Here is a 26,769-nt window from a genome sequence, read left to right on the forward strand (position 1 = left end):
TTGAAACCAAAATCTAAAATATTAGTTATTGCCGGATCAGATTCATCTGGTGGTGCTGGCATCCAAGCTGATATTAAAACTATCACAGCTTTAGGTTCGTATGCAATGACAGCAATAACAGCTGTCACAATCCAAAATACAACAGGTGTAAAATCAATAGTACCAATTGATCCTAAAGAAATTTCAAATCAAATAGAATTTACCTCAAAAGACATTAAACCTGATGCCATAAAAATTGGAATGTTGCATTCTACAAAAGTAATAAAATCAGTAATTCACTCATTAAATCTTATTAAAGTTAAAAAAATAATTTTAGATCCTGTTATGGTAGCTAAAGGTGGTGCAAAACTTATTGATGATAAGGCAATTCAGTTATTAAAAAATGAACTAATTAAAAAAGTTAGCCTAATTACTCCAAATATTCCAGAAGCGGAAATATTAACTAAAACTAAAATAAGAACAAAAGAAGATATGATTTTTGCTGCCAGCATATTAATAAAATTAGGAGCAAAAAATGTTTTTATAAAAGGTGGTCATTTAGAATCTAAAATCGTCCAAGATATTTTTGTAAACAAAAATGAAATTTTCATTATAAAAAATAAAAGAATTACAACCAGGAATACACATGGCACTGGTTGCACTCTTTCTTCTGCTATTTCTACATTCTTTTCATGTGGAAAAACCTTAAAGAGATCTTGTGAGCTTGCAACTAAGTATGTACACAATTCAATAAATTCAAACCTTAAATTCGGTAAAGGTCATGGGCCTATCAACCATTTAAGTTCAGTAACAATAGAAAAAAAATTTAGATAATGAAAAATGTTGTAGTTGTTGGATCTCAATGGGGTGATGAAGGAAAAGGTAAAATAGTCGACTGGCTATCAGACCAAGCAGATGTTGTTATTCGTTTTCAAGGAGGACATAACGCTGGACACACATTAGTAATTGATGGAACAACTTATAAATTAAGATTACTACCTTCTGGAATTGTAAGAAAAAATAAAATTTCTATTATAGGAAATGGAGTTGTTGTTGACCCTTGGGCACTATTAGAGGAAATAGAGGAAATTAAATCTAAGGGTGTTGAGGTTAATGTGGATAATTTTATAATTTCAGAATCTGCAAATCTTATTTTACCATTTCATAGAGAAATGGATGAAATAAGAGAAGATGCTGCTGGAAAAGGAAAAATTGGAACAACAAGAAGAGGAATTGGGCCAGCCTATGAAGATAAAGTCGGAAGAAGATCAATCCGTGTTATGGATCTAAGATCTGAGACTAATCTAGACCATAGATTGGAAACAGTACTTCTTCATCATAATGCAATTAGAAAAGGGTTAGGTAAAAAAATTTTTGAAAAAGATAAGCTTAAAGAAGAACTCTTAAAAATTGCTCCAGAAATATTAAAGTTTTCTCAACCTGTTTGGCTTAGAATTGATGAATTTAAGAAACAAAAAAAAAGAATATTATTTGAAGGTGCACAAGGAATACTACTAGATGTGGATCATGGAACGTACCCTTTTGTAACATCATCCAATACTGTTGCATCTGCGGCTGCAACAGGAACTGGTTGTGGTCCTAATTCTATTCATTATGTTCTTGGAATAACAAAAGCTTACACTACCAGAGTTGGTGAAGGACCTTTCCCAACTGAGTTAACAAATGATATTGGAGAATTGCTTGGTTCAAGAGGAAAAGAATTTGGGACTGTCACTAGTAGAAAAAGAAGATGTGGTTGGTTTGATGGTGTTTTGGTTAGACAAACAATTAAAATTTCAGGCATAGACGGAATAGCATTAACTAAATTAGATGTTTTAGATGAATTAGATGAAATTAAGATGTGTGTTGAGTATGAGCTTGATGGCAAAAAAATGGATTACTTACCTGCTGCAGTTGAGGATCAGTTAAAAATTAAACCAATTTATAAAACTTTTCCTGGATGGAAAAGCTCCACACAAGGAATAAAGAATATTGAAAATTTACCAGAAAATGCAAAAAATTATATTTATGCATTAGAAGATTTTATTGGAACAAAAGTTTCAAGTATTTCTACAAGCCCTGAACGAGAAGATACTATTCTTTTAGAAAACCCCTTTGAGGTTTAGTTTACTGGAAGTAGATTTTTAGATTTAGCAGATAATAACATGTGTTTTTGAAGCTTCTCAAATGCTTTATTTTCAATTTGTCTAACTCTTTCTCTACTAATTTTGTATTTTTTACTTAAATCTTCAAGTGTTGTAGGTTCATCATTTAATCTTCTAGAGTATAAAATCTCTTTTTCTCTTTCATTAAGAATTTTTATAGAATCTTTAAGTAAGCTTTGTCTTTGACCCATTTCTTCATGATGTGCAAATTTAAGATCATGATCAAGCTCTTTATCTACCAACCAGTCTTGCCACTCATCACCATCTTCTCCAACTTGTGCATTTAAAGAAAATTCTTTGCCAGATAGTCTTCTGTTCATTGAAATTACTTCATCTTTTTTGACATCTAACTTGTTTGCAATTTCAGTTACATGTTCAGGTCTTAAATCGCCTTCAGATTGAGGAGCGATTTGATTTTTAATTTTCTTTAAATTGAAAAATAATTTTTTTTGTGCAGTTGTTGTTCCTATTTTTACTAAGCTCCAAGATCTTAGAATATATTCTTGTATAGAAGCTCTAATCCACCACATTGCATAAGTTGCTAATCTAAATCCTTTCTCAGGTTCAAATTTTTTAACAGCTTGCATTAGCCCAACATTTCCTTCTGAAATCATTTCATTTACTGGAAGACCGTATCCCCTGTAACCCATCGCAATTTTTGCAACGAGTCTTAGATGGCTAGTAACAAGTTTTTCTGCAGCTTTAACATTTCCTGTTGCCTTCCAATTTTTTGCAAGCATATATTCCTCTTCTGCTGCCAGCATAGGAAATTTTTTAATTTGTTCCAGATAAGCTGATAAACCACCTTCATTAGAAAGTGCGGGAAGATTACTATTCATTGTAGTATTCATAAGTTGTATTTATTTAATTGACTATAGTATTATTTCAAGGTTTTATTTGCCAGTATTTCTAAGCAATACTAAAATATTTTCAAGTTCTTGTGGCAAAATTGAGGTAAAAACCATTTCCTCATTAGTTCTTGGGTGAATAAACCCCAATGTTTGAGCATGCAAAAATTGTCTATCTAATTTATAAATTAAATTTTCTAAATTAGTATCGATATTTTTAAGTTTTTTATATTTTTTTTTATATTTTCCATCACCCATAATACTATTACCCATATGTGTCATGTGAACTCTTATTTGATGCGTTCTTCCAGTTTCCAATCTGCATTCCACTAAGCTTAATGTAGGAGTTTTATCATTTTCAAAAATCTCAATTGTTTTGTAATTAGTGATTGCTCTTTTGCCTTTAGAATTGCTAACTTCCATCATCTGTCTATTTTTTGAGCTTCTAGTTATAAACGTATCAATTTTTCCAGAGGACGGTCTAAGTTTCCCCCAAATTAAAAGCTGATAAACTCTCGTAATTGTGTGCTCACTAAATTGATGTGATAAGTTTTTGTGTGTTTCATTATTTTTAGCAATAACTATTAATCCAGAAGTATCCTTGTCAATCCTATGAACTATGCCAGGTCTTAGTTCATCACCTATTGTTGATAACGAGTCCTTGTTATAATGCATTAAGGCGTTAACAATTGTTTCATCATAATTTCCTGCACCTGGATGCATAATTATACCTGCTGGTTTGTTGATTATTAGCAAATCATCATCTTCATAAACAATTTGTAACTTAAAATTATATGGCTTTAATGATGCTTCTTTAGGTTCTGGAATTTGAAGATTTATCTCATCTCCACTCAGTACTTTTTTTGAGGGACTATTAATAATTTGATCATTTATTTTTAATTTTTCTTTAAGAATTAAATTCTTAATTCTGGATCTGCTAATTAAGTTTTCTCTTTTATTAATGAATACATCAAGCCTGAGATTATTTTCGTCTTCACCAACTATTAAATTAATGTTTTTTTCCATAAAATGTAATATTAATACTATATGCGCTTGTAGCTCAATTGGATAGAGCGCCTGACTTCGGATCAGGAGGTTCTGGGTTCGACTCCTAGCAGGCGCACCATAACCAAACAAAATGTCTAATACTTTGATGCCCTCCGCAATCTATCATTTATAGCTTTACCAAGTCCTATATTAGGAATCTTTTCCACAGCAATCGATTTATAACCCTCATTTTTTATTTTTCTTAGACACGAATAAAGATTTTTTGCTGCTTCATCTAAATTACTTTTCGAGGTTAAATAAAAATAGTTTTTGAGTTTAGTTTTCTTTTTCTTAATTAAAATGAAAGCTTCGTTATTTTTGGGTTTTGTGACATTTATTCTTAAAGGAATACCAGGAGAGTAATGTAACCGTGATTGGCCGGGAGCTATTTTTTTCTTAGGATTGGTAGATATATTCATCTTAAAACCTAAAGCTTTTTGAATTTTTGAAATATCTAGACCTCCTAATCTTAGTATAGTTGGCCTAGCTGTAAGATTAACTATTGTAGACTCTATTCCAATAACGCAAGTACCTCCGTCTAAAATATATTTAATTTTATTGCCGAATTCCTCTTTAACATCTTTTGCATTAACAGCACTTACTTTAGTTGTAATATTAGCACTAGGTGCAGCTAATGGATAATCTAGCTGTTTTAGTAAATTTTTAAATATTGTGTGTTTTGGAAATCTTACTGCTAAACTTTTCTTATTATTAGTTACATATTTTGAAATCTTAGAGTTTTTTTTTAATTGTAATACGTATGTTATTGGGCCAGGCGAAAATTTTTTATAAAGTTTAATAAAATTATCATTTATTAAACAATCTTTTTTAAGAGAATCGATATCGTGATAATGTACGATTAGAGGGTTGTTTTTTGGTCTCTTTTTTAAATTATAAATCTTTTTTACCGCTGAATTCTTGTATGCGTTAGCTGCTAGACCATAAACGGTTTCAGTTGGTACGCCAATACAGTAATTTTTATCAAGGTATTTTTTTGCTTTTTTGATATTTGATTGATTAGATTTCATGTATTAATAATTATTATTATATGAAAGATAAAAATTTACCACTTGATAATATCACACTATCTCTTGAGGAGTTAACAAAAGAGGCAAACAATATTATTGAGTCTTTAGAGTCGGAAAAAGACTTGCAGAATTCAATTGATTCATACCAGCAATTATTAAAATTAAATAGTATTATTGAAAAAAAATTCTATAAAACTTCAAAAATGATCAATGAAGAAACAAAAAAAAAAATTAATAATATAAGTTCAAAAAAAAATGCAAAATAAACTTGCTAGAATAGCAAAAGATACAAACTTTTTTTTAAAGCGATTTATTAAAAGACAAAAAAGAACAGAATTAATAGCTGCTATGGAATATGGGTTATTTCCAGGTGGAAAAAAAATTAGATCAAAAATTTTAATTGATATAGGAGCTATATTTAAAATTAATTATAAAACATTAATTTCTATTGGCGCTGCAGTTGAATGTATTCATGCTTATTCATTAATACATGATGATTTACCTTGCATGGATGATGATAAAATAAGAAGAGGAAAAATTTCTACACATATTAAATTTGGAGAATCAACAGCGGTACTAGCAGGAAACTCACTTTTAACAATGGCTTTTGAAATCTTGGTTAGTTCGAGCTTAAAGATAAATGAAAAAATAAAAGTAGATCTAGTAAAAAAGCTCTCAGAGACTTCTGGACATCTAGGAATAGCTGGTGGTCAATATTTAGATCTTAGTTTTGAAAAAAAAAAAGTTTCTAAAAGTAAAATTATAGACATGGAAATAAAAAAAACAGGCAAGCTCTTTAGCTTTTGTTGCGCTGTCCCAGTTATTATTAAGAGAAAAAGTAATACACAAATAAAGTTTTTTGAAAATATAGGGTCAAATATTGGACTTTTATTTCAAATTGCTGACGATTTAATAGACTTTAAAGGTTCTACAGTTATTGCTGGTAAGTTAACCGGTAAAGACAAGAAAAAAGGTAAAGCCACTTTAATCAGTTTACTAGGATATCAAAATGCTATTAAATATGCTGATAAAATTAAGTCTAAAATAATTAAAGATTTAAATAAATATGGTTCAAGCACTAACAATTTAAATGAAACCCTAGACTACATTTTAAAAAGAAATAAATAATGCAAAACTATAAATTTCTCAAAGATATTAATTTTCCTTCTGACTTAAGAAAATTATCAGAGAACGATCTTCAAGAAGTTTCTAACGAAGTTAGAAAAGAGATGATTGATGCAGTATCTGAAACAGGAGGACATTTAGGTGCAGGTCTTGGGGTTGTTGAGCTAACCGTAGCTTTACATTACGTATTTGATACTCCAAATGACAGACTAATTTGGGACGTGGGTCATCAAACTTACCCACATAAAATTTTGACTGGAAGAAAATCAAAGATTAAAACACTGAGACAAGGTAATGGATTGTCTGGTTTTACAAAAAGATCTGAAAGTGAGTATGATCCATTTGGTGCAGCACATAGCTCAACATCAATATCATCGGCTCTAGGCATGGCGGAAGCAAATAAGTTATCAAATAAATTAAATAATATAATTGCAGTCATAGGAGATGGTGCAATTAGTGCGGGTATGGCATATGAGGCTATGAATAACGCAGGTGCTTCAAAAACTAAAATGATTGTTATTTTAAATGATAACGATATGTCGATTGCAAAACCAGTAGGTGCTATGAGAACTTATTTAGCTAAACTCTTAACAGGAAAAATTTATTTCAGTTTAAGGGAAACTTTTAAATTAATAGTTTCTGCTTTTTCTAAAAGATTTAGTGCTAAAGCTGGAAAAGCTGAGGATTTTTTAAGATCAGCTGTAACTGGTGGTACTCTTTTTAATTCTTTAGGCTTTTATTATGTTGGTCCAATAGATGGACATGATTTGTCTACACTCATACCAATTTTAAAAAATGCAAGAGATTCAAAGCATCAAGGTCCAATTATGATTCATATAAAAACACAAAAAGGTAAAGGATATTCTTATGCTGAAAAAGCTAGTGATCATTATCATGGTGTTTCAAAATTTAATGTTGTAACTGGTGAACAGGTAAAAAGTGGAACAAATCTTCCAGCTTATACAAAGGTTTTTGCAAACACTTTAGTGAAGCATGCAGAAAGAGACAGCAAGGTTGTAGGAGTTACTGCTGCTATGCCAGGTGGAACAGGTATGGATATTTTTGCCAAAGATTTTCCAAAAAGAATGTTTGATGTTGGAATTGCTGAGCAGCATGCTGTTACTTTTGCAGCAGGGTTAGCCACTGAAGGCTATAAGCCATATGTTGCAATCTATTCGACTTTTCTACAAAGAGCTTATGATCAAGTGGTTCATGATGTGGCTATTCAAAGTTTACCTGTGAGATTTATTATAGATAGAGCAGGTTTAGTAGGTGCTGATGGATCAACTCATGCTGGCTCATTCGATATTACTTATCTTTCTACTCTTCCTAATTTTATAGTAATGGCACCAAGTGATGAAGCAGAATTAGTTAAAATGATAAATACATCGATGACAATCAATAACAAACCTTGTGCTATTAGATACCCAAGAGGAAATGGCATAGGAGTGGAATTACCATCAATAGATGAGAACATAGAGATTGGAAAAGGAAGAGTTATTCAAGAAGGGAAACAAGTTTGTATTTTAAGTATAGGAACTAGATTGGAAGAATGTAAAATTGCAGCAGCAGAATTAAAAAATAAAGGAATTGAGTCAACGATAGTTGACGCTCGTTTTGCTAAACCCTTGGACCAAGAACTTATTTTAAAGTGTGCGCGAGAACATGAGGCTATGATTACTGTAGAAGAAGGATCTATTGGAGGTTTTGGCTCTCACGTGGAAAATTTATTATCAGAAAAAGGTATATTTGATAAAGGTTTAAAATTTAGAACCATGATATTGCCTGATATTTTCATCGAACAAGATAGTCCAAAAAAAATGTATGATGTTGCTGGTCTTAACGCATCTCAAATATCAAAAAAAATACTAGACATCTTATTTACAAAAGAGTCGATAAAAGTAGTTAAAAATTAAATTTAAAAAAATTAGCTACACTGAGCTTTGTTCATTAAGTAATGGTCTAACAAAACACAATTCATCATTGCTTCCCCTACAGGAACTGCACGAATACCAACACAAGGATCATGCCTACCTTTAACTGAAATAGTAGTATTTTTTCCAAACTTATTTATAGTTTTTCTAGTTGTTAAAATCGATGATGTTGGCTTAACAGCAAATGAAACAACAATTTCTTGTCCTGTTGAAATACCACCAAGAATTCCACCTGCATTATTAGAATCAAATTTTAATTTTTTACCTTTTTGTGAAATTTCATCTGAGTTTTGTTCTCCACTTAATTGCGCAGAATTCATTCCTGAACCAATGTTAACACCTTTCACAGCATTAATACTCATCATTGCAGAGGCAATATCCATATCTAGTTTAGAATAAATTGGAGCCCCTAAACCAACAGGAATTCCTCTGGCTCTTACTTCAATAACTGCTCCACAAGATGATCCAGACTTTCTTATATCTAACAAATATTTTTCCCAGAGTTTCAGCATATTCTTATCAGGACAAAAAAAAGGATTTTTGTTAATTGTTAGATCGTTCCATTTTCTAGTATCACATCCCAATATTCCTAATTGAGTAACAGCCCCTACAACTTTAAATTTTTTACCTAATTTATTCTCTAAAACTTTTTTAGCAATTGCACCCGCAGCAACTCTTGCAGCTGTTTCTCTTGCAGAGGATCTTCCACCGCCACGGTAATCTCTTATTCCATATTTTTTAAAGTATGTAAAATCAGCGTGTCCAGGTCTGAATTTATCTTTGATATCTCCATAATCTTTTGACCTCATATCTTGATTGTAAATAATTAAAGAAATAGGTGTTCCAGTCGTTTTGCCCTCAAATACACCAGATAAAATTTGCACTTTATCATCTTCTTTTCTCTGTGTTGTAAATTTTGATTGTCCTGGTTTTCTTTTATCTAGCTCAACTTGAATATCTTGCTCTTTTAAGTTTATATTTGGTGGACAACCATCAACGACACAGCCTAATGCTGGGCCATGAGATTCTCCCCATGTTGTGAAACGAAATTGCTTTCCAAAAGTATTAAATGACATTATCTATAGTATATAGATTATTTTGTTAAAATTATGAATCAAAAAAACTCATTAGGCCTTAATAAATGCTTTTTAGATAAAATTGATCCAATAGATTTATTTGAAGTTTGGATGAATGAAGCAAAAAAAACAGAGTTAAATGATCCAAATGCACTAGCTTTAGCCACATCAGATCAAAATAATTTTCCATCAATTAGAATGGTCTTATTAAAAGATTTTAACAAAGATGGATTTGTTTTTTATACCAATCTAAATAGTCAAAAGGGAAATGAATTAAAAAAAAATCCAAAAGCATCCATGTGTTTTCATTGGAAAAGCCTTCTAAGACAAGTAAGAATTAATGGAGTGGTGCAAAAAGTTTCTAATAAAGTGGCAGATGAATATTATAGCAGTAGAGGTTATGAGAGTAGAATTGGTGCATGGGCCTCAAAACAAAGCACTGTAATAAATAATAGAGATGAGCTTTTAAACTCAATAGAAGAATATAAAAAAAAATATAGTAATAAAAATGATGTACCAAGACCAGAGCATTGGTCAGGTTGGAATTTAATACCCACAAGTATAGAATTTTGGTTAGATGGAGAGAGCAGAATTCACGAAAGACTTAAATATACTAAAGATACCGAGGGAAACTGGGTTAAATCTTTATTAAGTCCCTAAAAGGTTCTTTGTAGACTAAATGATGTAAGACTTTCTAAAATCTTTTTTTCATCACTATCCTTAAATACAGTTAAAGAATTTGATGCAAGGTTAACAAAATGTTCAGCTTTTTTGTAGCATTCATTGATTATGTTGTATTTCTTAATAATCTCTAAGGTAAAATTTAAATCTTCATTTGATCTTGTTTCTTGTTTAAAAATATTTTTTAACTTATCTTTTTCTATTGATGATACATTCTGAAATAATAAAATAACAGGTAAAGTAATTTTACCCTCAAGAAAATCTTTACCAATTTTTTTACCAAAAAATTTTAGATCAGAATTGTAATCTAATGTGTCATCAGCAATTTGAAATGTTAAGCCTAAGTTTTTTCCATAAAACTCTAGTGCCTCTTTTTCTTTTGTTTCTTTATTAGATAAAATTGCACCAACTTTAGTTGCTGCAGAGAAAAGTTCAGCTGTTTTTGCTGTAATAATCTTAAAATATGTTTCTTCTAACATGTCTACTTCACCTTTGTGCTGTAGTTGTAATACCTCTCCTTGAGCGATCTTTGACGAAGTTGAGGATAAAAGTTTTAAAACTTCTATATTCCCATCATCGACCATCATTTCAAAACATCTACTTAAAAGATAGTCACCAATTAATACAGAAGAGTGATTTCCCCAAATTGAATTTAATGTTTTTTTACCTCTTCTAATATTTCCAAGATCAATGACATCATCATGCATTAAAGTGGCCCCATGTATCATTTCTACACATGCTGCTAAATTAATATCTCGACCTCCTTTAGTGTAGCCACATAACTTAGCTGACCCAAGTGTTAGTAGGGCTCTTAATCTTTTTCCACCAGTGTCGATATGATATTCAGTCATTTTTTGAACGAGGTCTACTTCACTCAAGAGTTTTGATTTAATCTTTTCTTCAACTAAAACTAATTTTTCATCAACAGAATCTTTTAGCTGATAATATGAATTATTTATTTGGTTTTTAAGTTGAACTACAGTTCCCATAAAAAATAAGTTAGTATAATTAAGTTATATTTATTACTTATCAATTGACGCACCTTAATCTTCAACTATAAGTAGGCTTTATATTAAATCAAAAATTCTATAAGGATTAACAATGTTCTCTTTTTTTAAAAAGAAAAAAATAATAGCTCATATCAAGCTAAATGGTGTAATTGGCAATGCTGGAAAGTTTAAACAGGGTATAGATTTTGCAGGACAAGAAGAGATTATAGAAAAGGCTTTTTCACTAAAAAAAGCAAAAGCAGTGGCAATTAGTATAAATTCACCTGGTGGATCACCAGTCCAATCACATTTAATCTACAAATTTATTAGAGCTCAAGCTAAGAAAAACAAAATAAAAGTAATAGTGTTCGCGGAAGATGTTGCAGCTTCTGGTGGATACTTAATAGCTTGTGCAGGAGATGAGATTTATGCAAATTCAAGTTCAATTATTGGATCAATAGGGGTTATTTATTCATCATTTGGATTTACAGAACTAATTAAAAAAATTGGTGTAGAAAGAAGAGTTCATACAGCTGGAAAAAATAAAAGCTCATTAGATCCCTTTCAAGAAGAGAAATCAGAAGATATTGAGAGACTTAAGAATATTCAACTAGATCTGCATAAAGATTTTATTAAAGTTGTAGAAGAAAGTAGAGGATCTAAACTTAAAAAGGATGGGATTGAATTGTTCTCAGGAGAGTTTTGGGCGGGTAGTAAATCAAAAGAACTTGGTCTTATTGATGGATTAGGTAATGCTAATGAAATTTTAAAAGAAAAATTTGGTGAAGATGTGATTATCAAAAAATTTGAAAAATCTAAGGGTTGGTTAAGTAAGAAATTATCTTCCTCTAGCAATCAAATAGATCAACTAGCAAATATTTTAGAGGAAAGATCTATCTGGCAAAGATATGGCTTCTAAGAAAAAAATTATAAAACCTAAATTTCAATCGTTTCAAGATACTATTTTGAACCTTCAAAAATATTGGAGCAAACAGGGATGTATTCTTCTACAGCCATATGACATAGAAGTTGGTGCAGGAACCTTTCATCCTGCTACAACCTTAAGATCATTAGGACCTAAGTCATGGAAAGCAGCTTATGTTCAGCCATCAAGAAGACCCACTGATGGAAGATATGGAGAAAACCCAAATAGATTACAACATTATTATCAATTCCAAGTTTTAATAAAACCTTCACCAGATAATATCAAAAAACTTTATTTAAATAGTTTGGCTGTAATCGGTATTAATCATAAAGAACATGATATTAGATTTGTTGAAGATGATTGGGAAAGTCCAACTTTAGGTGCGGCAGGTTTAGGATGGGAAGTTTGGTGTGATGGAATGGAAATTACTCAATTTACATACTTTCAACAAATGGCTGGATTTGAATGTAAACCTGTTTCAGTTGAAATAACATATGGTCTGGAAAGAATTTGCATGTTTACTCAACAAATGAAAAATGTTTATGATCTACTATGGAATGATGAAGGTGTAAAATATGGGGATGTGTTTCTTCAAGCTGAAAAAGAGTTTTCAGCATATAATTTTGAACATGCCAATACAGAAAATCTATTCAAAATGTTTGATATGTTCGAGCTTGAAGCAAAAGCATTGGTAGATAAAAAAATTTCACTACCTGCATATGATCAATGTCTAAAAGCAAGCCATGCATTTAATATTTTAGATGCAAGAGGAGTTATAAGTGTTGCTCAAAGAGCGGGTTATATAGGGCGTATTAGAGACATTACAAAAGCAGTCGCCGAAAGTTGGTTAAGCAGTCAAACAGATTAATGTCAGATTTTTTTATAGAGTTGTTTAGTGAGGAAATACCAGCTGGTTTACAGAGTAACTCACGTAATGTTTTATTAGAAAATTTTCAAAATTTATTCGAGGAAAAAAAAATTCTGTTCAAAAAAAGTTCTTCATTCTCAACACCAAATCGTCTTATAATTTTATTTGAAGGCCTATCTAAAGAAATAATACAAAAAGCTGAAGAAATAAAAGGACCAAATGTTAAAGCTCCAGAAAAAGCTATTGAGGGGTTTTTAAGGTCAAATCAAATAGAAAAAAAAGATCTTCTTAAAAAAACATTGGAAAAAGGAGAATTTTATTTTTTCAAGAAAGCATCAACTAAAATTAATACCATAGATTTACTTCAAGAATACACACCTATAATCCTTGATAAATTACAATGGAAAAAATCTATGACTTGGGGAAACTATAACCTTAGTTGGGCGAGACCATTAAAATCCATCCTAGCAGTTTTTGATGATAAAAGTTTAAATTTTAAATTTCATCATTTAATAGCCTCTAACACAACATTTATTGACAAAGAGTTTGAAGATAAAAAAAAAATATTTAAAAATTTTAAAAGTTACAAAGATTTCTTTAGTCAATCTGGCATAATTATAGATCACGTATTGAGAAAAGAATTTATTATTAAAGAAATTGAAAAAATATCTAGAAAAAATAATTTTATTGTCGAGCCTAATAATAAACTTTTAGATGAAGTTACAGATATTGTTGAGCAACCAAATATTTTGGTATGTAAATTTGATCAGAAATTTTTGAATATTCCAAAAGAAATTTTGATTATCACAATGCAACACCATCAAAAATATTTTCCAACATTTGATAAAAAAGGAAAAATTACTAATGAATTTTTAGTTGTGGCAAATAACAAAGATGAAAAAGGTTATATTAAGATGGGTAATGAAAGGGTTGTAGAAGCAAGATTAAGTGATGCTCAATTTTTTTGGGAAAAAAATAAATCTCAAAATTTAGTTAAACAAGTTTCAAAATTAAAAAATATGAATTATTTTAAAGGTCTTGGATCTTATTTTGATAAGATTCAAAGAATGAGAAAACTTGGAGGAATGATTTCTGATGAATTATTAATTAGTAAAGATCAAGTTGAACTATCAGCATCGATTTGCAAAGTTGATTTAGTTTCTGATATTGTTGGTGAATTTCCTGAGCTTCAAGGAATTATGGGCGGACATTTCGCTGAAGTGCAAGGTTTTGATAAAGAGATAGCGCTAGCAATAAGTGAACATTATCAACCAGTAGGTCTTGATAGCAAAACTCCAAAGAAACCGTTTAGTATTGCTTTAGCTTTAACTGACAAAATTGATACCTTAGTAGGTTTTTTTGGAATTAACCAAAAACCAACTAGCTCAAAAGATCCTTACGCGCTTAGAAGGTCTGCACTTGGTGTAATAAAACTATTAATTGATAATAATAAAGAGTTTAAGATTAAAGATCTTATTAGTTATTCCACTTCACTGCATAAAGACCAAGGGTTTATTTTTTCAAACGACTCATCTCAAAAAGAATTATCCGATTTTTTAATGGACAGATTAAAATACTACATGAAAGAGAAAAAGATTAGATCAGAGATAATAGAAGCCAGTATAAAAGCACATGGATTAGATCATATGAACAAAATATATAAAAAAGCTTCAACACTTAATGGGCTAATTAGCAAAGTCATAGGAGAGGACATTATCACAAGCTATAAGAGAGCTTACAGTATACTTGAAAGTGAGTTAAAAAATACAGATCTTGAACTATCAAATACAACTGACCCTGGTATTTTTAAAAATGACTATGAAAAAAACCTATTTAAAAAAATTAATGAAATAAGAAAATATTTTACAAATATTGGCAAAGATGAAAACTACAGAGAAACACTTGAAATTCTTGCTGGCGCTAAAAAAGCAACTTCAGAGTTTTTTGACAATGTTAAGGTCAATGATGATGATAAAAATATTAAAAAAAACAGATTGGAACTTTTACAAATGTTATGTAGAACATTTGATAATTACATAAATTTTTCAAATATAGAAATCAAACAGTGAATAAGCTAATTTTAAATTTTAAATCAAAAGATTCAAAAAAAATTAAAAATCCTAAAAATTTTTTAGGTGGAAAAGGGGCAAACCTTTCTGAAATGGGCAGAATGGGACTGCCAGTTCCTCCTGGATTTACAATTTCAACAAAAGTTTGTGAATTATTTTACAAAGATAAGAAAAAATTAAATTCAAAAATTGTTAATACTATAAAAAAGGAATTAAAGATTATCGAAAAAGAAGTAGGGAAAAAATTTGGTGATTTAAAAAATCCTTTATTATTATCTGTTAGATCTGGTGCAAGAGTTTCAATGCCTGGCATGATGGACACAATTTTGAATTTAGGATTAAACGATAAGACCGTTATTGCACTATCAAAAAAAACTTCTAATAGCAGATTTGCAAAAGATAGTTACCGAAGATTTATTCAGATGTATGGCAATGTTGTTATGGGTGTTGAGGGCTATCACTTTGAAGAATTAATTGAAAATTACAAATTAACTAAAGGTGTTCTTTTAGATACAGATCTTGATGCAGATGATTGGGAGGGATTAATTAATGATTTTAAAAAAGTTATTAAAAATCAAACCAAAAAAGAATTTCCCCAGAACGTATATGATCAATTATTAGGAGCTATTAGTTCGGTATTTCTATCTTGGGAAAGTAACAGGGCAAAAGTTTATAGAAAACTAAACCAAATTCCTGCTGAATGGGGAACTGCAGTTAACGTTCAATCAATGGTATTTGGCAATATGGGTAATGATTGTGCAACTGGTGTTGTCTTTACAAGAAATCCATCAGATGGGGTTAATGAAGTGTATGGTGAATACTTAATTAATGCTCAAGGAGAAGATGTGGTGGCAGGTACAAGAACCCCTCAGTATATAACCAAAAAAGCAAGAAAAGATGCAAAAGCAAAAGAAGCTTCGATGGAAGAAGCTATGCCAAAAGTATTTAAACAATTAGATAAGATTTTAAAAATTTTAGAAAAACACTACAAAGATATGCAAGACGTAGAATTTACAGTTGAAAATAATAAATTGTGGATGCTACAAACAAGATCAGGAAAAAGAACTTCAAAGTCAGCTGTTAGAATTGCAGTTGATATGGTTAAAGAAAAGTTGATTTCTAAAAAAGAAGCAGTAATGAGAATAGATCCAGCTTCTTTAGATACATTGTTACACCCTACATTAGATGAAAAAAGCACACTAAACGTTATAGCAAACGGTTTGCCAGCATCTCCAGGCGCTGCAAGTGGTAAGGTTGTTTTTACATCAGAGGAAGCAGAAAGATTAAATAATGTTATGCAAGATACTATTTTAGTACGTGTAGAAACGTCACCTGAAGATATTCATGGAATGCATGCTGCAAAAGGAATTTTAACAGCAAGGGGTGGGATGACTAGTCATGCTGCAGTGGTTGCAAGAGGAATGGGAAGACCATGTGTTTCTGGCTCTAGTGAGATTGATATTAACTATGAAGCGAAAACCTTTAAAACTTCTTCTATTGAAATTAAAGAGGGAGACATTATTACAATTGATGGTTCAACAGGAAGAATTATCCTAGGAGAAGTGCCAACGGTTAAACCAGAAATTTCAGGAGACTTTTCTAAATTAATGAGCTGGGCAGATAATTTTAGAAAACTAAAAGTGAGAACGAATTCAGAAACACCATTAGATACAAAAACTGCAAGAGACTTTGGAGCAGAAGGCATAGGACTTTGTAGAACCGAACATATGTTTTTTGATGAAGAGAGAATTTTATCTGTTAGAGAAATGATTTTATCAAAAACAGTAGAAGATAGAAACAGGGCGCTAGCAAAACTTTTACCACATCAAAAAAAAGATTTTGTACAAATATTCAAAATTATGAATGGTCTTCCTGTCACAGTGAGACTGTTAGATCCACCATTACACGAGTTTCTTCCAAAAACAGAAAAAGAAATTAATGATGTAGCAAAAGTTGTGGGGTTACCATTAAAAGAAATTGAGTCTCGAATTAACGAGTTGCATGAACAAAACCCGATGCTTGGTCATAGAGGGTGTCGATTAGGAATTTCTTTTCCAGAAATTTATGAAATGCAATGTAGAGCAATCTTTGAGGCTTTATCTGAACTTAAGATAAAAAAAATTAAGTCGGCATTTCCAGAAATTATGATCCCTTTAGTATCAACTGAAGCTGAGATTAGAATAATGAAAGATTTAGTAGTCAGAGTTGCAAAAGAAGTTCAAAAGGATAAAAAAATTAAAATAGATTATTTAGTTGGTACAATGATTGAATTACCAAGAGCAGCAATTAAAGCTGATGATATAGCTAAACACGCTGAGTTCTTTAGTTTTGGAACTAATGACTTAACTCAAACAACATTCGGTTTAAGTAGAGACGATAGTGGTAAATTTTTAAATGATTACCTCGAGAATAAGATTTTTTCTATAGATCCATTTATCTCTATAGATGACGGAGTGGGTGATTTAATAGAAATTGCAGTTGAAAAAGGAAGAAAAACTAATAAAAAAATTAAACTTGGAATTTGTGGAGAACATGGTGGAGACCCTAAAAGTATTCACTTTTGTGCTAATGCAGGTTTGGATTATGTTTCTTGCTCACCATATAGAGTTCCAGTAGCAAGATTAGCTGCTGCACAAGCTGAACTTTCTAAAAAAAATTAGATTTCAAATTTAAAATCTATAGCTGGTACACTATGAGTGATACTTCCAATTGAAACTCTATCGACACCCGTTGCTACAATTTTTTTAATAGATTTCAAATTAACGTTCCCAGAAGCTTCTGTTTCATAATGTTTTTTAACCATTCTAACACCTGCCTTGAGTGTTTTATTGTTCATATTATCAAACAAAACAGTATTAAATTTTAAACCCATTATTTTTTTGAGCTGATTTAAATTATCAACTTCTACTGTAATTTTTCTTCCTTTTTTATTTTTGATTGCAAGAGATACTAAAGTTTTAATATCAGAGCTTGCAATATGATTGTCTTTAATAAGAAATTCATCACTTAAATTAAACCTATGGTTTGTACCACCACCTAACGTAACGGCATATTTTTGTATTACTCTTAAGGTTGGAATTGTTTTCCTAGTACAGCAAATTTTAGTTTTTTTATTAGCTAATTTAACAAATTGATTAGTCTTAGTAGCAATTCCAGAGATATGACTTAAAAAATTTAAGGCAACTCTCTCACCAATTAAAATATTTTCAGCCCTACCTTCAATTGTTGCCACTACGTCGTTCTTTTTGACTATTGAACCTTCTTTTTTTTTAATAATAAATTTAATTTTATTATCAATTAATTTGAATGTTTGTTTAACAAACTCTAAGCCAGCAATTACAGCTTGTTGGTTTGAAATTAATTTGATTTTTATAACTTTACTATTTTTAACTAAACTTGAAGTAATATCTCCATTTGGATAAAGATCCTCATTTAATGCAAGCTTAACTTTATTCCTGATATAATAGTTGCTTAATTTAATTTTAGGCACATTTATTATCTGCCAATAGCAGTCATTCTTTCAACAGGTATTCTTGCCTTATTGATAGTTTCATTATCCATAATTATCTCACCAGTTTCATTTTCTAAACAGGCTAAAATTTTTGGTAGAGTAATTCTTTTCATATGAGGACATAGATTGCATGGTTTAATAAATTCAACATTAGGATTTTCTACCTGAATATTATCACTCATAGAACATTCTGTAACCATCATTACCTTTTTAGGTTGATTGTCCTCTACATATTTGATCATTCCTGAAGTTGAACCAGCAAAGTCACTTGCTTTAATTACATCGGGTGGACATTCAGGATGTGCAATAATTTTTATTCCTGGATTATTTTTTCTTATATCGTGAATTTCTTTTTCATTAAATTGGTCATGAACAATGCAAATTCCTTTCCAAGCAATAATTTCAACATCTGTCTGAGAAGCTACATATTTAGCTAAATAATCATCAGGTAGAAATATAACTTTTTTAACACCAAGAGAATTAACAATCTTAACAGCATTAGCTGATGTGCAGCAAATGTCAGTCTCAGCTTTAACATCTGCCGAAGTATTTACATAGGAAACAACAGGTACACCTGGATATTTTTCTTTTAATAATCTTACATCCTTACCTGTAATAGAGGATGACAAGGAGCATCCTGCAAGCATATCGGGTAACAAAACTTTTTTTTGTGGACTCATTAATTTTGCTGTCTCTGCCATAAAGTGTACACCAGCCATTACAATAATATCTGCTGAAGTTTTTGAAGCTTCTACTGCTAGAGCCAAAGAGTCAGCTGCAAAATCTGCTACACCGTGATAAATTTCTGGTGTTTGATAATTATGCGCAAGAATAACCGCATTTTTCCCTTTTTTTAATTGATTAATTCTATGAATATAGGGAGCATGAACTGACCATTCAATCTCAGGTAAAACCTTAGAGATTTTTTGATAAATTGGATCGGTTGCTTTTTTTACTTCTTCAGTAAACTCCATATTAAAACCTATCAATTTGATACAATCTTGTCATGCATTTATTCTGACGCACTAATTAATCCAACTAGGAATTTTGATTTTTAACTTGGCGTTTTTGCTTTTAAACTCATTTTCTTGATTAAAATTATCATCCAAATATTTAATTAAAGCAAAAGGATATTCATTACTTATTAAAACTTTTCCTATCTCAAAATCACCATTATAGATTAAATCATCTTGATTTATTTCTCCTTCAATTAAATAAATAGGTAATAATCTTTTTGAAAGTTTATTTTTTAATTTAATTCTTGCAGTATTCTCTTGCCCAACATAACAGCCTTTTTTAAAGTCTATTCCATTCAATTCTTCAAAGTTACATTCAATTCCAAATAGCTTATTCTGTAATTCATTCATGTTTTTTTGAGGAATTCCTAATTGATGACTCAATTTATAATATTCAGTAATTGGAGAATCTTTTAGCTCTAATTTTTTTAAAGACAGATAAAGCTTTTCTAAATTGATGATAAGCCTTGCACCTAAATCTTTATTTCTTGGGTCTAACAAGATGGAATCTTCTCTATATTTAATTGTATTCCCAGCAATATCTTTTGATCCTTCAAATTCTAAAAATTTTTCTTTATTAAACGCAGCTACAACAAATTCGTTACTAAGATTCATAATTTCAACTTTTGATCTAAGTTTATAGACACTAAGTTGTTTGAAAAGTGCTTCTGTTTGAGATTTTTCACAGTCAATGAAGTAGCCAGACTTGTGTTTTATGATAATAAAAGCAAAAAGAAATTTTCCTTGAGGAGTTAATAGTGATGCAAAACAACTACTGTCTTCACTTACTTTATTAATGTCATTACTAATCATATTCTGTAAAAATTCTTTAGCATCTGCACCGTTTATATACAGAATTCCTCTATCTTCTAAAATGTATACATTTTGATTATTCATAATTGATTGATGTCTTAATATAATATAATTACTTTTTTCATAAATGTTAGATCTAATAATTAAAAACGGTTCTTGCTACATAGATAAAGATCTTAAAGATCAAGATATAGCAATCAAAGATGGTAAAATTATAGAAATTGGTAAAATTGATAGTGAAGCAAAAGAAGTTTTTGATGCTAAGGGATTAACAGTTTTACCAGGATGTATTGATACTCAAACTCATTTTAGGGAACCCGGATCAACTGACACAGAAGATCTTCATTCTGGAAGTAGGGCAGCAATTGTTGGAGGAATAACGAGTGTTTTTGAAATGCCAAATACTAATCCACCAACTTCTAATAAAGTTGAATTTCAAAAGAAATTAGATCTTGCAAAAAATAGAATGTATTGCAACTATGCTTTTTATTTTGGTGCAACACCAGATAACGCTGATGAGTTAGCAGACTTAAAAAACTTAGAAGGATGTTGTGGAATTAAGCTTTTTGCCGGTTCTTCTACAGGAAATCTATTGGTTCAATTTGAAGAAGATATTGAGAAAGTATTTAAAAGTAGCTCTAAAGTTGTTTCAGTTCACTCTGAAGATGAAGAAATTTTAAATAGGAATAAAAAATTAATTAAAGATGAAGATGTTCACTCACATCCAATTTGGAGAAGTGAAGAATGTGCAATTTCATCGACTAGAAGAATTGTAAGAATAGCTGAGCGATATAAAAAAAAAGCACACATCCTTCATGTAACAACAAAACAAGAAATTGATTTTTTATCGCAGCACAAAGGTAACATCACATTTGAGATAACACCTCAACATCTAACAATCTATGCCCCAGATTGTTATGATAAACTTGGAACATATGCTCAAATGAACCCACCAATAAGAGATAAGTCTCACTATGACAGGTTATGGTATGGAGTAAAAAATAATCTTAATGACACAATTGGATCTGATCATGCTCCACACTTAAAAGAAAACAAAGAAAAAAAATATCCCAATTCACCATCTGGAATGCCAGGTGTTCAGACACTTTTACCGGTTATGTTAAATCATGTTAATGATGGAAAATTAAGTTTAGAACAATTAATGAATTCTATATGTGAAAATCCAGTAAAAATTTTTGGCATTCAAGACAAAGGTTTTATTAAAGAAGGATTTGATGCAGACTTCACAATCGTTGATATGAATAAAAAAATTACAATTAAAAATGAAAATATTGAAAGTAAATGTGCTTGGTCACCTTTTGATGGGTATGAATTTAAAGGAACTCCTGTGTCAACAATTATTGCTGGCCAAATCAAAATGAGAGACGGTAAGATTTTGGGTGAACCTGACGGTAAGCCTTTAAAATTTTAAATAGTTTTTATAGTAAAGCTATTTACCAGAACAACACCAGTAACAATAAAGAATAACCCTAAAACAGCCTGCCATGATAGTGATTGTTTGAAGAAAATATATCCTAATATTGCAATTGTAAATATACCAAGGCCACTCCATGTTGCATAAACAATGGCGATAGGAAGTTTATCAACCACAAATGTTAAAAGGTAAAATGAAGATAAATACAAAATTGCAAGTGTTGTGGTTGGAATTATTTTAGTAAAATTTTGTGAAACAGGTAATAACATTGTTCCACCTACTTCACAAAAAATGGCAATAGTTAAAAATAAATATGTCTTTATCATTATTTAAGAATATTATTTTTCATTAAGTCTTCTTTTATCTCAGTTAAAATTACAGGATCATCAATAGTTGCTGGTATTTTATAATCTTCTCCATCAGCAATTTTTCTTATTGTTCCTCTTAATATTTTTCCAGATCTTGTTTTTGGCAATCTTTTAATAACAATTACAATCTTAAATGCAGCAACAGGACCAATTTTATCTCTAACCATCTGAATGCACTCTTTTGAAATTGTTGTGTGATCTTTTTCAACACCAGATTTAAGAACGACCAAACCAATTGGCAATTGTCCTTTTAATTTATCTGCAACGCCTAATACCGCACACTCAGCAACTGATTGGTGTTCTGATAATACTTCTTCAATTGCTCCAGTTGATAATCTGTGACCTGCAACATTAATAATATCATCTGTTCTAGACATAATCCAAATGTAACCATCTTCATCTATATGACCTGCATCATAAGTTTCATAGTAACCGTCATAGTTGGTCATGTAATTATCTTTGTATCTTTGATCTGCATTCCATAGTGTTGGAAAAGTTCCAGGAGGCAAAGGTAATTTTATAACTATATCTCCCATCTCATTAGGTTTTGCTAAAGTTTGATCTGGCTTCATAATTTGAACGTCATAACCAGGAACTGCCTTACAAGCTGAGCCATACTTTGTTTTCATCATTTCAATTCCTGTACAATTAGAACTAATTGCCCAACTAGTTTCAGTTTGCCACCAATGATCAATTACAGGAACTTTTAATAAATTTTCTGCCCACTTAATGGTATCTGGGTCCGCCCTTTCACCAGCTAAAAACAATGACTCAAATTTACTTAAATCATACTTAGAAAAAAACTTTCCCTCAGGGTCTTCTTTTTTAATAGCCCTAAAAGCAGTTGGTGCAGTAAAAAGTGATTTTACTTTATAATCAGAAATTATTTTCCAAAAAGCACCAGCATCAGGAGTGCCAACAGGTTTTCCTTCAAATAGTACTGTGGTGCAACCTTTAAACAAAGGAGCATAGACTATATAAGAATGACCAACTATCCAGCCAATATCACTTGCTGACCACCAGACATCATCAGTATCGATATTGTAAATATTTTTCATAGTCCATTTTAGAGCAACTATATGACCACCAATATCTCTAACTATTCCTTTTGGCACACCCGTAGTTCCTGAGGTATATAAAATATAAGCTAAATCATTTGAATTCATTTCAACACAATCTACTTCTTTTGCATTTGAAAGTGCTTCATCCCAACTGATTTCTTTTGGAGCATTTATATTTGCTTCATTTCCAGATCTTTGAAATAGGATTAATTTTTCTATCTTATGTGATGCCATTTTTATGGCCTCATCCACTAGAGGTTTGTACTCAACAGTTCTTCCAGGTTCAAAACCACACGAAGCCGTAACTAATATTTTTGCTTTACTATCATCGATTCTGCTTGCTAATTCACTGGATGCAAAACCACCAAACACCACAGAGTGAATTGCTCCAATTCTTCCACAAGCCAACATTGCTATAACTGCCTCTGGGATCATGGGCATATAGATTATAACTCTATCTCCCTTATTAACCCCTTGGTTTTTTAAAGCTCCTGCAAATTTTGAAACCTTTTCTTTTAATTCTTTATAGGTAAACTGCTTTTTGTTGCCAGTTATGGGACTGTCATAGATTAAAGCTAATTTTTCACCTCTACCTTCATCGATATGAAGGTCTAAAGCATTATAACAGGTGTTAGTAACCCCATCTTCAAACCATTTATAAAAAGGAGGATTAGATTTGTTTAGAATTTTTGTTGGTTTTTTAAACCAAAAAATATCGTTAGACACTTCTTGCCAAAAATCTTCAGGGTTTTTTATAGAGTTTTGATAAATTTCACTGAATTTTTTATTCATCTTTAATGATTCTTTATTTTGATATTTTAAGATTTATTAAATTAAAAATTGTATTAAAATTCAAAAAGTAAGTAAAATCAATACAAATTAGAGGCAATTAAACCTTCTAAAAACTTAATTATTTTGATAGTTAATCCTCAACATGACTTAAGCATTTGTTTAAGTCTAGTTTATATAAACTAAAAAGTTAAAAACTAACGAAAGAGGGAGTTTTTTATGAAAAAACTAAAATTGTTTGCTCTTACAGCTGTAGCCCTAATGGGTATTTCAGGTGTAGCAAACGCAGAAACTACACTGTTAGCTTCTGATGACTTTGTTGGAATTTCATTCTGGCTTGTGTCAATGGCGTTATTAGCGTCAACGGCATTCTTTTTTATTGAAAGAGCATCGGTTCCAGCTGGCTGGAGAGTTTCAATCACTGTTGCAGGACTGGTTACTGGTATTGCATTTATTCACTACATGTACATGAGAGATGTGTGGGTTATGACTGGTGAGTCACCAACAGTATACAGATATATTGACTGGTTAATTACAGTTCCATTATTGATGTTAGAATTCTATTTTGTTCTTGCAGCAGTAAATAAAGCAAACTCTGGAATTTTCTGGAGATTGATGATTGGTACTTTAGTAATGTTAATCGGTGGATACTTAGGAGAAGCAGGATACATCAACACTACACTTGGTTTTGTAATCGGTATGGCTGGATGGTTCTACATTCTTTATGAAGTATTCTCAGGCGAAGCAGGAAAAAATGCAGCGAAAAGTGGAAACAAGGCTCTTGTTACTGCATTTGGTGCAATGAGAATGATCGTTACAGTTGGTTGGGCTATCTACCCATTAGGTTATGTATTTGGTTACATGACTGGTGGAATGGACGCAAACTCACTAAACGTGATTTACAACGCAGCTGACTTTTTGAACAAGATCGCTTTTGGTCTAATCATTTGGGCAGCAGCAATGTCTCAACCTGGTAGAGCTAAGAAGTAGTTTTACTCGTTAAATAATTAGAAGAAGGGCAGGTATGTTTTTACATACTTGCCCTTTTTTTTTATCTCATTATATTTAGATATATGCCAAAGATTACATACTTAGAAAATAATGGAAAGTCTCATACCATAGAAGTTTCTAACGGGCTGAGTGTAATGGAGGGCGCGGTTCAAAACGACATTCCTGGAATTGATGCTGATTGTGGTGGTGGAATGGCTTGTGCTACTTGCCATGTTTATGTCAAAGAAGAATGGTTTGATAAACTTCCAAAAAAAGAAGACGGAGAAGAAGACATGTTAGATATGGCGTTTGAACCAAAACAAAACAGTAGATTGAGTTGTCAAATATTAGTTTCAGATGAATTAGATGGACTAACAGTTAGCATTCCATCAAAACAAGGTTAAATGATTAAAACAGATACTTTAATAATAGGCGCAGGCCCAGTAGGATTATTTTGCGTTCATCAATTAGGCATCATTGGGTTAAAATGTGAAGTAGTTGATAATTTAGATAAAATTGGAGGCCAATGTATTGAACTTTATCCAGACAAACCAATTTATGATATTCCCGCAGTTCCTGAATGTACTGGAGAAGAATTAACTAAAAACTTAATTGAACAGATAAAAGCATTTAAAACAAATTTTCATTTAAACGAAAGAGTAGAAGAGCTTAAAAAAGTTGAAAAAAAATGGATAATTAAAACAAACAAAGGAACTGAATTTGAAGCATCAAGTATAATTATTGCAGCAGGTGTAGGCTCTTTTGAGCCCAGAAAATTTCCAACAAAAGAGATTGAAAAATATGAAGGCAAGCAAATACTTTATTCAATTAAAGATAAAACAATCTTTAAAGATAAAACAGTTACAATTTTTGGTGGAGGAGACTCAGCATTAGATTGGGCAATTGAACTTTCAAATACATCTAAAGTTATATTGGTCCACAGAAGAGATGAGTTTAGAGGAATGCAAGCAAGTATCGATAAAGTTAACCAATTAAAAGAAGAAGGCAAAATAGAAGTTCATACAAAATACCAATTAGATTTAGTCAATGGAAATGAAAAAGTTGAAAGCATAAATATTAAGCATGATGATGATAGTATAAAAGAAATTAAAACTGATTATGTTCTGGGCTTTTTTGGACTAATTATGAAGCTTGGACCAATTACGGAATGGGGGCTAAATTTAGACAAAAAAACTATTCCTGTTAACACAGAAAATTTTGAAACTAATAAGGAAGGTATTTTTGCAATTGGTGATATCTGCTCTTATCCTGGAAAACTTAAATTGATACTTTCTGGCTTTCATGAAGGAGCATTAGCTGCGAGAGGTTGCTTTAAGTATGCTAAGCCAGATGAAAAATACAGATTCGAGTTTACCACTTCTTCTAAGACGGTAAAAGGCAGACTAGGTGTTAAAGAGTGATAGAGTTATTTACAGCAGACACTCCAAACGGAAAAAAAATTACAATAATGTTAGAGGAAATAGGTTGTGATTTTAAAGTTACTAAAATTGATCTGTCAAAAGATGAACAATTTAAAACAGATTTTAAAAAGATAAGCCCATTTGGAAAAATACCAGTAATTACAGATCACGAAAATGGACAGTCATTATTCGAGTCTGGAGCAATACTTATATATTTAGCTGAAAAATATAATAAATTTTATGAAGCAAAAGATCGAAATGTTATAAATCAATGGTTGATGGCACAGATGGGAATTATTGGACCAATGATCGGACAACATCATCAATTTCATCATTATAATCCTGGTAAAAGTGAATTTGGAGAAGAAAGATATTTTAAAATTACAAAAAGAATTTATAGCGAATTGGATGAAAGATTATCTTCATCAAAATACTTAGCAGGAAATGAATATACAATTGCAGATATTGCAACTTGGCCATGGATTGCAAGACATGAATGGCATGATATTGGTCTTAAAAATTATAGCAACTTAACTAGATGGTATTTAGATATTGCAAGAAGAGAAGCTGTTATTAGAGGGTACGATTTATTAAAAAACAACTCTAAGATTCCACAACCATAATAATCTTT

25 protein-coding genes and 1 tRNA gene are annotated in these 26,769 nt (G+C 30.9%); 16 read left to right on the top strand and 10 right to left on the bottom strand.

Features of this window, described 5'->3' with window-relative positions; translation table 11 throughout:
* The gene (gene thiD / locus AC5SLN_RS01085; RefSeq protein WP_006997300.1) at positions 1–813 is read left to right on the top strand and encodes a bifunctional hydroxymethylpyrimidine kinase/phosphomethylpyrimidine kinase; all 813 of its coding nucleotides are present in this window, start codon (positions 1–3) and stop codon (positions 811–813) included.
* Complete coding sequence (locus AC5SLN_RS01090; RefSeq protein ID WP_018413887.1) at positions 813–2,105, top strand: adenylosuccinate synthase; 1,293 nt, start codon at positions 813–815, stop codon at positions 2,103–2,105. Before thiD ends, AC5SLN_RS01090 begins: the two co-directional genes overlap by 1 nt.
* Here AC5SLN_RS01090 and rpoH read toward each other — a convergent pair.
* Together rpoH and AC5SLN_RS01100 are read right to left on the bottom strand one after the other, a co-directional pair.
* A complete protein-coding gene (rpoH, locus tag AC5SLN_RS01095; RefSeq protein ID WP_494593707.1) occupies positions 2,102–2,983 on the bottom strand; it encodes an RNA polymerase sigma factor RpoH in 882 nt (293 codons plus the stop codon). The genes AC5SLN_RS01090 and rpoH overlap by 4 nt on opposite strands.
* Before the next feature lie 54 nt (positions 2,984–3,037).
* Positions 3,038–4,018 (bottom strand): RluA family pseudouridine synthase, encoded by a 981-nt coding sequence (locus AC5SLN_RS01100; RefSeq protein ID WP_494593709.1) that lies wholly within the window; start codon positions 4,016–4,018, stop codon positions 3,038–3,040.
* Between the two features lie 23 nt (positions 4,019–4,041).
* On the opposite strand from AC5SLN_RS01100, the gene AC5SLN_RS01105 reads away from it, so the two are divergent.
* A tRNA-Arg gene (locus tag AC5SLN_RS01105) sits at positions 4,042–4,118 on the top strand.
* Positions 4,119–4,134: 16 nt separating this feature from the next.
* On the opposite strand, the gene AC5SLN_RS01110 is transcribed toward AC5SLN_RS01105, so the two are convergent.
* Entirely contained in the window at positions 4,135–5,067 is a 933-nt protein-coding gene (locus tag AC5SLN_RS01110; protein ID WP_494593711.1) for an L-threonylcarbamoyladenylate synthase, read from the bottom strand.
* Positions 5,068–5,087: 20 nt separating this feature from the next.
* On the opposite strand from AC5SLN_RS01110, the gene AC5SLN_RS01115 reads away from it, so the two are divergent.
* From AC5SLN_RS01115 to dxs, 3 genes are read left to right on the top strand one after another with little or no spacing between them, the layout of a single operon-like run.
* Entirely contained in the window at positions 5,088–5,333 is a 246-nt protein-coding gene (locus AC5SLN_RS01115; protein ID WP_494593713.1) for an exonuclease VII small subunit, read from the top strand.
* Entirely contained in the window at positions 5,323–6,195 is an 873-nt protein-coding gene (locus AC5SLN_RS01120; RefSeq protein WP_494593714.1) for a polyprenyl synthetase family protein, read from the top strand. The genes AC5SLN_RS01115 and AC5SLN_RS01120 overlap by 11 nt, the downstream gene beginning before the upstream one ends.
* Entirely contained in the window at positions 6,195–8,108 is a 1,914-nt protein-coding gene (gene dxs / locus AC5SLN_RS01125) for a 1-deoxy-D-xylulose-5-phosphate synthase (RefSeq protein ID WP_018413892.1), read from the top strand. Before AC5SLN_RS01120 ends, dxs begins: the two co-directional genes overlap by 1 nt.
* Before the next feature lie 11 nt (positions 8,109–8,119).
* On the opposite strand, the gene aroC is transcribed toward dxs, so the two are convergent.
* Positions 8,120–9,202, bottom strand: coding sequence for a chorismate synthase (aroC, locus tag AC5SLN_RS01130; RefSeq protein WP_006997292.1), 1,083 nt, complete (start codon positions 9,200–9,202; stop codon positions 8,120–8,122).
* 33 nt (positions 9,203–9,235) lie between these two features.
* Between aroC and pdxH the strand changes: the two genes are divergently transcribed.
* On the top strand, positions 9,236–9,862 hold the full coding sequence (gene pdxH / locus AC5SLN_RS01135) for a pyridoxamine 5'-phosphate oxidase (protein ID WP_494593715.1): 627 nt from the start codon (positions 9,236–9,238) through the stop codon (positions 9,860–9,862).
* Here pdxH and AC5SLN_RS01140 read toward each other — a convergent pair.
* Complete coding sequence (locus AC5SLN_RS01140; protein WP_494593717.1) at positions 9,859–10,872, bottom strand: polyprenyl synthetase family protein; 1,014 nt, start codon at positions 10,870–10,872, stop codon at positions 9,859–9,861. The genes pdxH and AC5SLN_RS01140 overlap by 4 nt on opposite strands.
* A gap of 112 nt (positions 10,873–10,984) precedes the next feature.
* Between AC5SLN_RS01140 and AC5SLN_RS01145 the strand changes: the two genes are divergently transcribed.
* From AC5SLN_RS01145 to ppdK, 4 genes are read left to right on the top strand one after another with little or no spacing between them, the layout of a single operon-like run.
* Positions 10,985–11,791, top strand: a complete 807-nt coding sequence (locus tag AC5SLN_RS01145; protein ID WP_494593719.1) for a S49 family peptidase — start codon at positions 10,985–10,987, stop codon at positions 11,789–11,791.
* Positions 11,781–12,665 carry a glycine--tRNA ligase subunit alpha gene (locus tag AC5SLN_RS01150; RefSeq protein ID WP_494593721.1) on the top strand — a complete coding sequence of 295 codons (885 nt, stop codon included), beginning with the start codon at positions 11,781–11,783 and terminating at the stop codon, positions 12,663–12,665. The genes AC5SLN_RS01145 and AC5SLN_RS01150 overlap by 11 nt, the downstream gene beginning before the upstream one ends.
* Entirely contained in the window at positions 12,665–14,734 is a 2,070-nt protein-coding gene (glyS, locus tag AC5SLN_RS01155; protein WP_018413898.1) for a glycine--tRNA ligase subunit beta, read from the top strand. Before AC5SLN_RS01150 ends, glyS begins: the two co-directional genes overlap by 1 nt.
* Positions 14,731–17,394, top strand: a complete 2,664-nt coding sequence (gene ppdK / locus AC5SLN_RS01160; RefSeq protein ID WP_494593723.1) for a pyruvate, phosphate dikinase — start codon at positions 14,731–14,733, stop codon at positions 17,392–17,394. Before glyS ends, ppdK begins: the two co-directional genes overlap by 4 nt.
* Here the strand turns inward: ppdK and nadC are convergent.
* The 3 genes from nadC to ygfZ are packed head-to-tail and all read right to left on the bottom strand — an operon-like array spanning position 17,391 to position 20,158.
* Complete coding sequence (gene nadC, locus AC5SLN_RS01165; protein WP_018413900.1) at positions 17,391–18,224, bottom strand: carboxylating nicotinate-nucleotide diphosphorylase; 834 nt, start codon at positions 18,222–18,224, stop codon at positions 17,391–17,393. The two genes, ppdK and nadC, sit on opposite strands and share 4 nt — an antisense overlap.
* 5 nt (positions 18,225–18,229) lie before the next feature.
* A complete protein-coding gene (gene nadA / locus AC5SLN_RS01170) occupies positions 18,230–19,219 on the bottom strand; it encodes a quinolinate synthase NadA (RefSeq protein ID WP_494593725.1) in 990 nt (329 codons plus the stop codon).
* Between the two features lie 51 nt (positions 19,220–19,270).
* A complete protein-coding gene (gene ygfZ, locus AC5SLN_RS01175) occupies positions 19,271–20,158 on the bottom strand; it encodes a CAF17-like 4Fe-4S cluster assembly/insertion protein YgfZ (protein WP_018413901.1) in 888 nt (295 codons plus the stop codon).
* 43 nt (positions 20,159–20,201) lie between these two features.
* Between ygfZ and AC5SLN_RS01180 the strand changes: the two genes are divergently transcribed.
* Positions 20,202–21,506: a dihydroorotase gene (locus tag AC5SLN_RS01180; protein ID WP_494593727.1), complete on the top strand. Its 1,305-nt coding sequence runs from the start codon at positions 20,202–20,204 to the stop codon at positions 21,504–21,506.
* Here AC5SLN_RS01180 and AC5SLN_RS01185 read toward each other — a convergent pair.
* Together AC5SLN_RS01185 and AC5SLN_RS01190 are read right to left on the bottom strand one after the other, a co-directional pair.
* Positions 21,503–21,835: a DMT family transporter gene (locus AC5SLN_RS01185; RefSeq protein WP_006997281.1), complete on the bottom strand. Its 333-nt coding sequence runs from the start codon at positions 21,833–21,835 to the stop codon at positions 21,503–21,505. The two genes, AC5SLN_RS01180 and AC5SLN_RS01185, sit on opposite strands and share 4 nt — an antisense overlap.
* Complete coding sequence (locus AC5SLN_RS01190; RefSeq protein WP_494593728.1) at positions 21,835–23,730, bottom strand: propionyl-CoA synthetase; 1,896 nt, start codon at positions 23,728–23,730, stop codon at positions 21,835–21,837. The genes AC5SLN_RS01185 and AC5SLN_RS01190 overlap by 1 nt, the downstream gene beginning before the upstream one ends.
* A gap of 216 nt (positions 23,731–23,946) precedes the next feature.
* On the opposite strand from AC5SLN_RS01190, the gene AC5SLN_RS01195 reads away from it, so the two are divergent.
* The 4 genes from AC5SLN_RS01195 to AC5SLN_RS01210 all read left to right on the top strand — a co-directional run bounded on the left by AC5SLN_RS01195 (position 23,947) and on the right by AC5SLN_RS01210 (position 26,761).
* The gene (locus AC5SLN_RS01195; RefSeq protein ID WP_494593730.1) at positions 23,947–24,717 is read left to right on the top strand and encodes a bacteriorhodopsin-like; all 771 of its coding nucleotides are present in this window, start codon (positions 23,947–23,949) and stop codon (positions 24,715–24,717) included.
* Positions 24,718–24,800: 83 nt separating this feature from the next.
* Positions 24,801–25,121: a 2Fe-2S iron-sulfur cluster-binding protein gene (locus tag AC5SLN_RS01200; RefSeq protein WP_494593731.1), complete on the top strand. Its 321-nt coding sequence runs from the start codon at positions 24,801–24,803 to the stop codon at positions 25,119–25,121.
* Positions 25,122–26,138 carry an NAD(P)/FAD-dependent oxidoreductase gene (locus AC5SLN_RS01205; RefSeq protein ID WP_494593733.1) on the top strand — a complete coding sequence of 339 codons (1,017 nt, stop codon included), beginning with the start codon at positions 25,122–25,124 and terminating at the stop codon, positions 26,136–26,138.
* Positions 26,135–26,761 carry a glutathione S-transferase family protein gene (locus AC5SLN_RS01210; RefSeq protein WP_494593735.1) on the top strand — a complete coding sequence of 209 codons (627 nt, stop codon included), beginning with the start codon at positions 26,135–26,137 and terminating at the stop codon, positions 26,759–26,761. The genes AC5SLN_RS01205 and AC5SLN_RS01210 overlap by 4 nt, the downstream gene beginning before the upstream one ends.
* Positions 26,762–26,769 lie beyond the last annotated feature (8 nt).

This window comes from Candidatus Pelagibacter sp. PS_31 (assembly GCF_059417865.1).